Here is a 10401-nt window from a genome sequence, read left to right as displayed (position 1 = left end):
CAACAATATAACAAATTCAGTAGGAGAAATATATCTTATTACAAAATGGATAAATTCTAAATACTTTTCAAAGTATCCTTTAAAGGACAGAATGCCAATATATATGAACAGAAATAGGCGATTATCCATTAATAAGAAACGGAAAAACTTGTCATAAGCGGAAAAAACAAATCCTTTATTTGCTTTGTTTATCATTTACTAATATCTTTGTTTCATCATTCATTCTAGAACCGCAACAAAATATGAAATACCCTATTGGAATACAGAGTTTTGACCAAATCCGTGAAGATGGCTATGTATATGTGGATAAGACCGGTTTGATTTACAATCTGGTAACACAAGGCAAGACTTATTTCTTGAGTCGTCCACGTCGTTTTGGCAAAAGCCTGCTGGTAAGCACCCTTGCCTGTTATTTCCAGGGACGTAAAGATTTGTTTGCCGGACTGGAAATCGACGGATTGGAAAAGGACTGGTATGAGTATCCTATCTTCCGTATAGACTTTAATGGAGGACTATATACACAACCCGGAATTCTGGAGGCTACCATTGAAGGCTATTTAGGAAACTGGGAAGATATTTATGGCAAGAATCCCAATTATACAACCATAGGAACCCGTTTCATTGAAATACTTCGCCGGGCTTATGAACAGACAGGGCGGCGTGCGGTGGTGCTGATTGATGAATATGACAAACCTATTCTGGATGTATTAGATACGGAAGCTTGTTTTTATGATGATTACGGAAAGAAAGTTCTGTTGGAAAATCATAACCGGGAAATATTGAAATCCTTTTATTCTACCTTTAAGGGAGCTGATCAATACTTGAGATTCGTATTATTGACCGGAGTAACAAAGTTTTCCCAAGTAAGTGTTTTCAGTGGATTTAACCAGCCTAAAGACATCAGTATGGATGAACGGTACGAAGCCTTGTGCGGTATCACCCAGAATGAGCTGGAAGCATATTTCGAAGAACCCACCATACAGTTGGCTGCTAAATATCAGTATACGGTGGAAGAAATGAAGGAACTTCTCAGACGGCAATATGACGGATATCATTTTGGAGAGGGGATGACCGACATTTACAATCCGTTCAGCATTCTTAATGCTTTTGACAGTATGGCAATTCGTGATTACTGGTTCTCTACAGGTACTCCCACCTATTTGGTTCGCCTGCTGCAACACAACCGCGAGCAGATAAACGAACTTGCCGGACGTTATTATGTTCCCTCTTTGTTTGTGGATTATAAGGCTGATGTGGAACAGCCTCTGCCCATGATTTATCAGAGCGGATATCTCACTATTAAAGAATATAATAGACGTATGGGAACCTATCTGCTCGATTTTCCCAATAATGAGGTGCGTAAAGGTTTCTTGTCCGTACTGGCAGCACATTATTTGAAACCCGGAGGTGGAGAGGTCAACAGTTGGATTATCGATGCTGTCACTTGTCTTGAACAAGGGAACACCTCCGCTTTTTGTGATTCTCTGACCGCTTTTCTTGCCAGCATCCCGTATGACTCTCACGCTTCCTTGAAGGAATTGGATATGACTGAGAAACATTTCCAATACACTTTTTATCTGATTCTCCGTTTGATAGGAGTTTATTGCCGTGCAATCCATTGTGAGAACCGCCAGAGCTTCGGACGGGTGGACTGCATATTGGAAATGGACGAATATGTTTACATTTTCGAATTCAAGATGGATGGAACAGCAGAGGAGGCTTTACAGCAAATAGCAGAGAAAGGCTATGCCCGATCTTATTTGACCGATAACCGTAAAATAGTCTGTATCGGGGTGAATTTTTCTTCCCTTACGCGTACTGTGGAAGAATGGAAAGAGATAATATGGAACAGGATGTGAAAGTAAACGGAAGAGGGTGCTTTCAAGGCAAATATCTGTCGTTTTAATCAATCTATGATGTTGCCAATAGAAATAACACCAGATCTCTAACAGCCTTTTTATTAGAGATTGCACCAATAACAGTATCTTTATTATATGCCTATGTTTTTAGATTCAAATGCTATATTTGGATCTGTAAACGAATAGAATAATGATATGTTTCAACAAAATATTTATAGGAAACTGCAAGACTGGGCGGTAATTCCAACCATAAGCCATTAATATTGCGTGGAGTAAGGCAAGTGGGTAAGACAACGTTGGTAAACGAATTTAGCAGAGAATTTGAGAATTATATTCATCTTAATTTGGAAAGAGAGAATGAAGCCGGGCAGGTTGTTGCACAGGAATTAAAGGTGCTATCCAACGATCATTATATTCAGCATTTTTTTATGGACCTGTCACCCGGGAATATAGCTGTCAGAGTTTGGAGCGGACCTTATTCAATTGACAGGGTTACAACTCCCAAAGGGAAAGATTTCCGACTGATAAATCTTCCTTTTTATTATGTGAATTGCTTGCCGCTTATTTTTCAGTCCATAGCTTTATGTTCCTTTGAACAAAAAAATGCAACGCTGACGTTGTAATCTATTTTTTCTATCCTTATAATTTCATATCAGTAACGAACTCTAGTAGAATCCATCTAAATAGAGTTCGTTTTGCTTTTTGTCATACTAAGAGATAAATGCTTAATTATCAATACAGTATATACGATTTGTTTCCGGCACGAATACGACCTACCTGAGTAATACGGTGAACAACTACTTCGGCTGCAACTTCAAGCAGCTCCTTAACAAGTATCGTGTTGAGTATGCAAAGTTCTTATTGCTAGAGGGTACGTATTCAACCAGTTCTCTTTTTAGGAAGTGTGGTTTTGCATCCCAAAGCGTTTTTTATGCCGCATTTCATAAAATTGTAGGCGCATCTCCCTTGCAGTTTCTATATAAAGCACCATCCGGACACAGAAAAAGATTTAAAGTCCTTTTATAACAATAATATTTTGAGTTTTTAAATTTATAAATTTAAAGTTTTTCTATTATGAACAAAAAATTTTTAAGTGCAATCCTGTTTGGAGCCCTTATGGTCACTTCAACAGGAACATTTGTATCTTGTAAGGATTACGATGACGACATCGACCGCTTGGATCAAGAAATATCCAATGTGAAAGATGCAATCAAGGCCCTTGAAGACAAAGTAGGCTCAGGCAAATATGTCGAAAGCTGTACTCCGTTCACTGATGGTAATGGTGGTTATGAAATCAAATTCAGTGATGGAGAGACCATTAAATTATACAATGGTGCAAAAGGAGAACAAGGTGAACCGGGCAAACCAGGTACTCCGGGTACTCCAGGTACTTCTGCTGATGATTATGTAGTATCAGTAGAAGAAGGTGAATCAGCTTATGAATTAGTTATTACTTATGCTGATGGCACTAAAAAGACTATCAGTATGCCTAAAGCTACTTCTGTAGTTAGCGGAGTTAAGTTTATCCCTACTTTCCTTTCTGAAGGTGAAGCTGCCAGAATCCATTTCCCTACCATCGTTACTGATAGTGTGTCAGGTAAAACAGAGATTGCAGGTGCAGATTGGAGTGCAAATAACTTTAGTACATTTAAAATCGTTTACTCAGGTAAGGCAGACGTGAAGTATCAGGTAAATCCTAACAGCGTATCATTCAAGGATATGGAAGTGGTAGGATTTGTTCGTGATACTGCTGAAATATGGAACTACAATACGAATAACAAGAATTGGGAATTGTTCAATGCTGGACAAAAACTGTACACTGATGGAAAAATCACCGTTGATTCTTATAAAGAAGGACATGGTATGTTGAACTTCCGTGTAAAGGACTGGGCTTTTGCTGAACAATCTAATCTGGACGAAAGAACAGTATATTCATTGAGAATTAAGAACAATGACCAAATCGTTCATTCTGATTTTATTCCCGCCAAGCATGAAGTAATTTTGCAGAAAAACGTACATTTGGTTAAAGTAGCTGATGCATTTGACCAAACTAACGCTCCTGCTCAGATTAAAAATGCAATTGCTCCTAACAAGGTAAATTATAGAGAATTCATCAAAGATGAACATTATCTTAACACCTTGAATCCGACCGGTACTGAAGAGGCTAAATTGAAAGCTTATCAAGCAGATAAAGCTAAGTTCGAAGGTAATGCTGAAAACCAGTTATATAAAGGAGATGCTGAATCTAAAGATGATGCAAACCGTATTGTTGTAGAACTGAATTACACAGGTGATGGACATTCAAAAAATTTGAAAGACATCGTAACTTCATTCTTTGACAAACGTATGGGTAGAGCCCAAGACGCTCAGTATCCTTTGATGGATAATGGTTTTGATGACTATTCATTGGTGTTTGAACCGGTTGACTTCTATTATGATGGCGTTAACCAGACAAAACGCTATTTGGACGTTACCAAAGATGGTGTTGCTACAGTAAAACAAACTCCGGACCCGATTTGGGGCGCAGAAACAGATGCCAACCACACAGCTGCTATAGACAGAACTCCTATTGTTCGTGTGAAACTAGTAGCACCGGGTGAAGACAATGGTAATGTAGTTAAAACAGCAATCATCAAGATTCACATTGTACGCAATGCAGTTGTTGCTCCTGAAATTAATATTACAGAAACAAAAGATGTCACTCTGAAACATATCAATCAAGTTCTTGATATGGATATGGATAAGATATTCAACCATAAAGATGTACAGTTGAGTAAAGACGAATTCCGTAAAACTTATGATTTCGTTCCTGAATTTGCAACGGCAGATGAGGCTAAACAACACGCTGTATATGCATGGGATGGAAAGAATAATGCAGACTATTCATTAGATCCGAACTTTAAACCTGAAGAATACAATCAGCTGTTCGTTACAGTGAAGAATACAGCATTCTCTCGTCATGACGATCACGACGTTTACACTGTTAAGGGTACATACAAGCCAAATGCTGATCATAAGGGATTATCTGACATCCATGTTACTTATACTATTAATGTGAAGTATCCGGATGTAGTTGCTCCTGAAAAGACTAAGTTGAACTGGGTAGATGATTCTTACTTCATTGCTCACGGTAGATACGATAACTTTGATGCTCCTACGACTTATGAAATGGTTGCAGCATTGAATGACGAATTCGATTTGATCAACTATAATCCTTATAAGGGTCAGACTCATGATAAGGATTGGGCTAGAGCTACCTTGTCATTCGAATTGGTTGACCAGCATAATAACGCATCTAAGATAGATGACGGTCACGATTCCGGTATCCGTTTGTATCAAGGTAAAGACAACAAGTGGTATATCGCTTTGGAGGCAACAGACGAAGGACGTGCTTGGATCAATGCTGCTGACGCTGAAGATTTGAAGAAGATCAAAATGCGTGCTGTAGTAAGCTTCAACGAAGATGTTGACGGATTGTATGGTACTTGCAACAAGGAAGCCAATGCTCATAACAAGTATGCTAAAGAAGCTTACAATAACTTCTCTTGCAATACTATCAATATGATAAACAATACTCCTTGGGCTGAAGATAACCATACTACTAATTATACTGGTGCTCCTGCTCCTGAAAATGGACGTTCTACAGTGGTTATCGATGAATTTGAAGTTGCATTTGTAACTCCGATGGTATTCCACGCTTACGAAGCAGGTCCTTTGTTTGACAAGTACCAAGAAGCTGAAAATACAGTATCATTGAAGGATGCATTCTTCTTGTCAGATTATCTGTGGTCTGAAGGTGCTCAGGCACAATTCAATAACAACCATGTTATCTATGACCACAAAGATATGGCTGAGAATAATACTTTGGTTCAGACAGGTGATCAAGCTGGTTGGTCAAATAAACTGGTAGTTGACAATAATGTATTCGATGTTAATACAACTGTTAACTTCAAGGTTTCTAAGGCATACTTTGCTGACGGAAGTGAACTGGATGCTGAAAACATGAATAAGATCAAACTTGATAATACTAAGCAGACTATCACATGGATCAACAATGGTGAAGATATTGCTCAACCATTTACTATTGAAGTAGAAGTTTGTGTAAATCACAAGTGGGGCGGTATCTGCGACCATACTTGGAAGAATAGTCTTGGACATTCTGTTGGAACTATCCAAATCCAAGTTAAGAAGCACAATGACAAGTAATTAATACGCTCATTGTTTATTTAAAAAGAGGGGGGCAAAATGTTCCCCTCTTTTAGTTTTTACAATCGTTTATTCAATTATATTGTGTATGAAGTATATATATGCTGTCTGTTTTCTGTTATTAGTATGTGGCTGTCATAAAGAAAATGACACTCCCGCTGTTTTACCTGCACGGACACTATTGGTTTATCTGGGAGGAGATAATAATCTTGATGCGGAAACCTATGACAAACTTGTTCAAATTAAAAATGGATGGGAAGACGAGACAGATGGAAAAATAATAGTGTATCAGGATACACCATTTAAGGACTCTCCACGATTGATGGAAATTGATGGAAAAAGTGAGAAAGGCTATATTACCATACATACCTATGACCAAGAAAACTCAGCCTCCCCTCAAGTGCTTAAACGAGTTATAAACGACGTAACTCGGCTTTATCCTGCTAAAAGCTACGGTTTAATCGTGTTTTCCCATGGCAGTGGCTGGCTTCCTCCACATACATTGGTTAATGGCTCGCGGTCTATCATCATCGATAATGATAATGAAATGGAAATAACAGATTTTGCTATGGCCCTCCCGGACCATTTATTTGAATTCATAATCTTTGAAGCATGTAATATGGCAGGTATTGAGGTGGCTTATGAATTAAGAAATAAAGCAGCATATATCATGGCTTCCTCTGCCCCAGTAGTATCTCCGGGATTCACTCCTATCTATGCCGGCAGTATTTCCTGTCTGCTTGAAGAAACTGCTGATTTGCAAAGATTTGCAGAAAATTATTTTCATTATTGGAATTTGATGGAAGGCGATAAACGTTCTGCTACCATTAGCATAATAAAAACTGCCGGATTATCAAATTTAGCGAATTTGATACGACAGATCAATACAGAAATATCTGGTTCTTTCCTCCCGGTCGGTAACCTTCAAAATTATGATGGAGTTTTAAAAGCCCCATTCTATTTTTTTGATTTTGCTCAATATTATCAATCATTATCAGATGAAGATACATACAATGCACTTCAAGAATATATCAGCCAATGTGTGGTTTACAAAAGGAATACTCCTTTTTATGCTACGGAAGAAGGAATATTCCCTATCACAGCATTTTCAGGTATGACCACTTTTATTATGCAGAGAGAACTTAATGACTTAAATGAGGAATATACAAAACTACAATGGTATAAAGATACTAATACACATTAGAGAATATGTAGGATAACTTTCTATGGAATGACATTTGGGGAAAATCTTTTATCAGTTCAAAGAGATAAGACATATATAAAGATCTACTACTTTTTTACATCAATAGAATACAATTTAATTATTATAATATACAGAAATTATCAGCTCAAAGGAATAGAATTAACAGAAGAAATTATTACTAAACATTGATGTTACTATTCAAAGAAATAAAGAACTAAGATAGTTATTCTATAAGTTAAAAGGGGCTGTCCCTAAAAAACAGCCCCTTTATATTATATACCAATTTTAATATTATTCGAATGCAATTGTAGCGGTTGTCACAATGCCTGCGAAGTCAGTGAATGTTAGAACTAAAGTACCCTTATCACCGATTTGGGCATTTACCAATTTAATACCTTCGCTAACAGAAGTGGCAGTAACATTATTCAAGCCGTCTACGCCATAAGCTACCTTAACTTTGTCTGCAGCAGTAGAATTAGATTCTTGAACAGTTACACCTTCGATTACAGGAATGCTATTACATACAGCAGATTCTCCCTTACCATACTGTAATGCCAAACCATTCTTCTTATTATTAGCAATAGTAAGTTTAGCGATAGTAAAGTCCGCACCAACCTTAGCAGTTGCACCAGCTACATTATCAGTATAGTAAACCAACTTAGCACCTTCAAAGATAGACATGATCTTAGTAGTGAACTTAGAAGACTTAACAGTCAAGTCATTTACACCTCCAAATGTATAAGAAGCTACAACACCCAATTCATTAACTTTCAAAGTCTTATTAGTATTTTGGATATTCTTTAGAGTTACAGAAGCACTTGATTGGTCTTCTATAACATCCTTATTATCCACTTTGTCAATTGTCAACTTGATATCATTTACAGCAGCCTTTGTATTGGGAAGGAATGCTCTTGTGAAGTTTACCACAGGTTTATTAGCAACTGAAGCTGCCAAACGGGCAACAAACTTACCATCTTCCCAAGCAGTTGTGTTCTTGAACAGTTTATTCCAAGTAGGCAGAGCAACTGTTACAGGAATTGTAACTGTCTTGATTGTGCTAACGGCAGTACCTGATTTTTGATCCTTGATTGTCAAAGTCAAATTATAGTTACCTGGCTTAGCCTTACCATTAACATTACCATTTACGGCAATCTTCATCCAACGGATATTGCGAGCATCTGAGCTAGCTAATACTACTTCACCATCATTTGCTGATCCATCTACAAATTTATCAGCAGGTTTACCATCCTTATCAGTATAGAATGTTACATTAGTAGAAGTCAAGTCATTTGCCAAGAAATTAACTTGATCTTTAACATTTTCAACAGTAATCTGAGTTAAGTTATCAATTTCTTCAGCATTAGCAGCAGACAAGCTAGAGAAAGCATCCTTCAAATCTACAACAATAGCATTTAAAACTCCGCTGTCATCCAAACCTAATTCATAAGTAGTAGCAGCGATAGTTTGAGTATCATCAGATTTAACACCACCAATCTTCAATGTTATGTTTTTGGTTGTTTCCTTTCCGTCAACACTCATGATATGGACAGTAGCAATCACTTCTTCTGCTTTTGCAGATTCTTTAATAGACAGATTCATACCATTAGCAGAAACGCCTAACTTTTCAGCTTTTGCTGTCTGAGTACCTTCAAAAGCAATGTAACCATCATAGAACTTAGAATCTGAGCAAACTAATGATGAAGAGCCAACAGGTACTTCAATATTACTGTTGTTGTCCAGTGGTTTGTCATGATTGTTTCCTATTGATTTCAGGTTAGTTGTACTCAAAGTAATACCATTTCCAACTGTTGTAGCATTATTTGTAATGGCATTATTTTCAGCCACTTTTACAGCAATTGAATAACCGGTATAAACTTTACCATTAATACGTAAAGCGTACAATTTTGCATTATAGCTGGAATTATCCCATGCACCAAATACTTTTGTAATATTATCTTTAGTAACATCACTCTTCAAAGTGATAGCCAAATTCCATTTGCCATTAGTTGCAGCAGCTCTAGGAGCGGTTGCAGCACCATCAGTACTATTCGGAGTGGCAACGATATTAACGGGAGCGATATCACCTTTTGTGTCAATTAATTCAAGTGTCATGCCTGATAAATCCACACTAGCGGGAGTAACAGATAATAATCCTTCAGCAGGTGCTATTTGTCCAATCATCAACTGATTCGCTGCAATATTTCCTTTGGGTCCTTTCCAATCAATCTTTCCATTGCTCTTATAGCCCCAATCAAGCCCAGTTACAGAAGTAGTGCTGGTAGTAGCTCCGAATGTTAGATCGCCAATCATAATTTCTGTAATTGTAGAAGAGGCAGTCGGTAATTTGATAACCTTTTCACCATCAGCACTATATACAGTCAATGTATAGCCTGTAGCTTCAGTTCCAGTAACAATAATACCAGATACAGGGATATTTGTATTTTCATATTCACCCTTTTCATTCAAAGTGTACCAATATCCACCTTCTGCTTTAACAGGAGCTTTTGCTGCATCTTTGGCAGGAAAAATACCTGTACCTTTACCATCAATCTTCAATTCACCAGTCTTTTCATCAACAGTAACTTGCTGAGCATCTTTACCCGGAGTTCCAGGAGCACCAGCTTCACCATCTTTTACATCCAAAGTAACGGTTACAGTACTTCCTTTAGAGAAAGTAAAAGTCATTCCTTTACCATCAGCGGTCTTAGTGATACCTGTTACATAATCACCATTCTCTACTTTTGTCTGCAAAGCTGCCAGCTGAGATTTCAAATCGGTCAACGTAGCGTTGATCTCATCGATCTCGTCATCATAGTCTTTACAAGATACAAACGTTCCTGTCGAGGTCACCATCAAGGCACCGAACAGGATTGCACTTAAAAATTTTTTGTTCATAATAGAAAAACTTTAAATTTATAAATTTAAAAACTCAAAATGTTTATTGTTATAAAAGGACTTAATTGCGTTGGACAACAAAAGGATTCCGGCTCTGCGATATATATTGCAGGGGAGTCATGCCGACCATCTTCCCGAACGCCACATAGAACACGCTCTTCGAGGCGAACCCGCAACGGCTGAAAAGCTCGCTCACAGGACACTCATCACCCTCCAGCAGCTCCTTGGCGCGGGCAA

General features: G+C 37.7%; 8 protein-coding genes. 5 read left to right on the top strand and 3 right to left on the bottom strand.

What is annotated here, in order from left to right:
- Positions 1-195 (bottom strand): hypothetical protein (locus ACYQ0C_RS00095; RefSeq protein WP_459976801.1); only part of this gene is annotated, 195 nt, incomplete at its 3' end.
- 47 nt (positions 196-242) lie between these two features.
- Here ACYQ0C_RS00095 and ACYQ0C_RS00090 point away from each other — a divergent pair.
- From ACYQ0C_RS00090 to ACYQ0C_RS00070, 5 genes are all read left to right on the top strand, one after another.
- The gene (locus ACYQ0C_RS00090; RefSeq protein WP_016275050.1) at positions 243-1859 is read left to right on the top strand and encodes an ATP-binding protein; all 1617 of its coding nucleotides are present in this window, start codon (positions 243-245) and stop codon (positions 1857-1859) included.
- 281 nt (positions 1860-2140) lie between these two features.
- Positions 2141-2482 carry a hypothetical protein gene (locus tag ACYQ0C_RS00085; RefSeq protein ID WP_235783355.1) on the top strand — a complete coding sequence of 114 codons (342 nt, stop codon included), beginning with the start codon at positions 2141-2143 and terminating at the stop codon, positions 2480-2482.
- A gap of 166 nt (positions 2483-2648) precedes the next feature.
- Entirely contained in the window at positions 2649-2885 is a 237-nt protein-coding gene (locus ACYQ0C_RS00080) for a helix-turn-helix domain-containing protein (protein WP_459976800.1), read from the top strand.
- Positions 2886-2933: 48 nt separating this feature from the next.
- A complete protein-coding gene (locus ACYQ0C_RS00075; RefSeq protein WP_016275044.1) occupies positions 2934-6065 on the top strand; it encodes a PL29 family lyase N-terminal domain-containing protein in 3132 nt (1043 codons plus the stop codon).
- A gap of 88 nt (positions 6066-6153) precedes the next feature.
- On the top strand, positions 6154-7269 hold the full coding sequence (locus ACYQ0C_RS00070) for a clostripain-related cysteine peptidase (RefSeq protein ID WP_016275046.1): 1116 nt from the start codon (positions 6154-6156) through the stop codon (positions 7267-7269).
- 291 nt (positions 7270-7560) lie between these two features.
- Here the strand turns inward: ACYQ0C_RS00070 and ACYQ0C_RS00065 are convergent, their stop codons facing one another.
- A complete protein-coding gene (locus ACYQ0C_RS00065) occupies positions 7561-10164 on the bottom strand; it encodes a PL29 family lyase N-terminal domain-containing protein (RefSeq protein ID WP_016275048.1) in 2604 nt (867 codons plus the stop codon).
- 61 nt (positions 10165-10225) lie between these two features.
- A complete protein-coding gene (locus ACYQ0C_RS00060; protein ID WP_459976802.1) occupies positions 10226-10360 on the bottom strand; it encodes a hypothetical protein in 135 nt (44 codons plus the stop codon).
- Between the last annotated feature and the right edge of the window lie 41 nt (positions 10361-10401).

It is taken from the genome of Phocaeicola sartorii JCM 17136 = DSM 21941 (assembly GCF_054653615.1).
The sequence above is the reverse complement of the archived record's forward strand: the minus strand, read 5'-3'. Positions and strand labels throughout refer to the sequence as shown.

What these genes read in the sequence shown, in the direction of transcription:
- ACYQ0C_RS00090 (WP_016275050.1), top strand. Translation starts at nt 243, where the DNA reads ATGAAATACCCTATTGGAATACAGAGTTTTGACCAAATCCGTGAAGAT.
- ACYQ0C_RS00075 (WP_016275044.1), top strand. Translation starts at nt 2,934, where the DNA reads ATGAACAAAAAATTTTTAAGTGCAATCCTGTTTGGAGCCCTTATGGTC.
- ACYQ0C_RS00070 (WP_016275046.1), top strand. Translation starts at nt 6,154, where the DNA reads ATGAAGTATATATATGCTGTCTGTTTTCTGTTATTAGTATGTGGCTGT.
- ACYQ0C_RS00065 (WP_016275048.1), bottom strand. Translation starts at nt 10,164, where the DNA reads ATGAACAAAAAATTTTTAAGTGCAATCCTGTTCGGTGCCTTGATGGTG.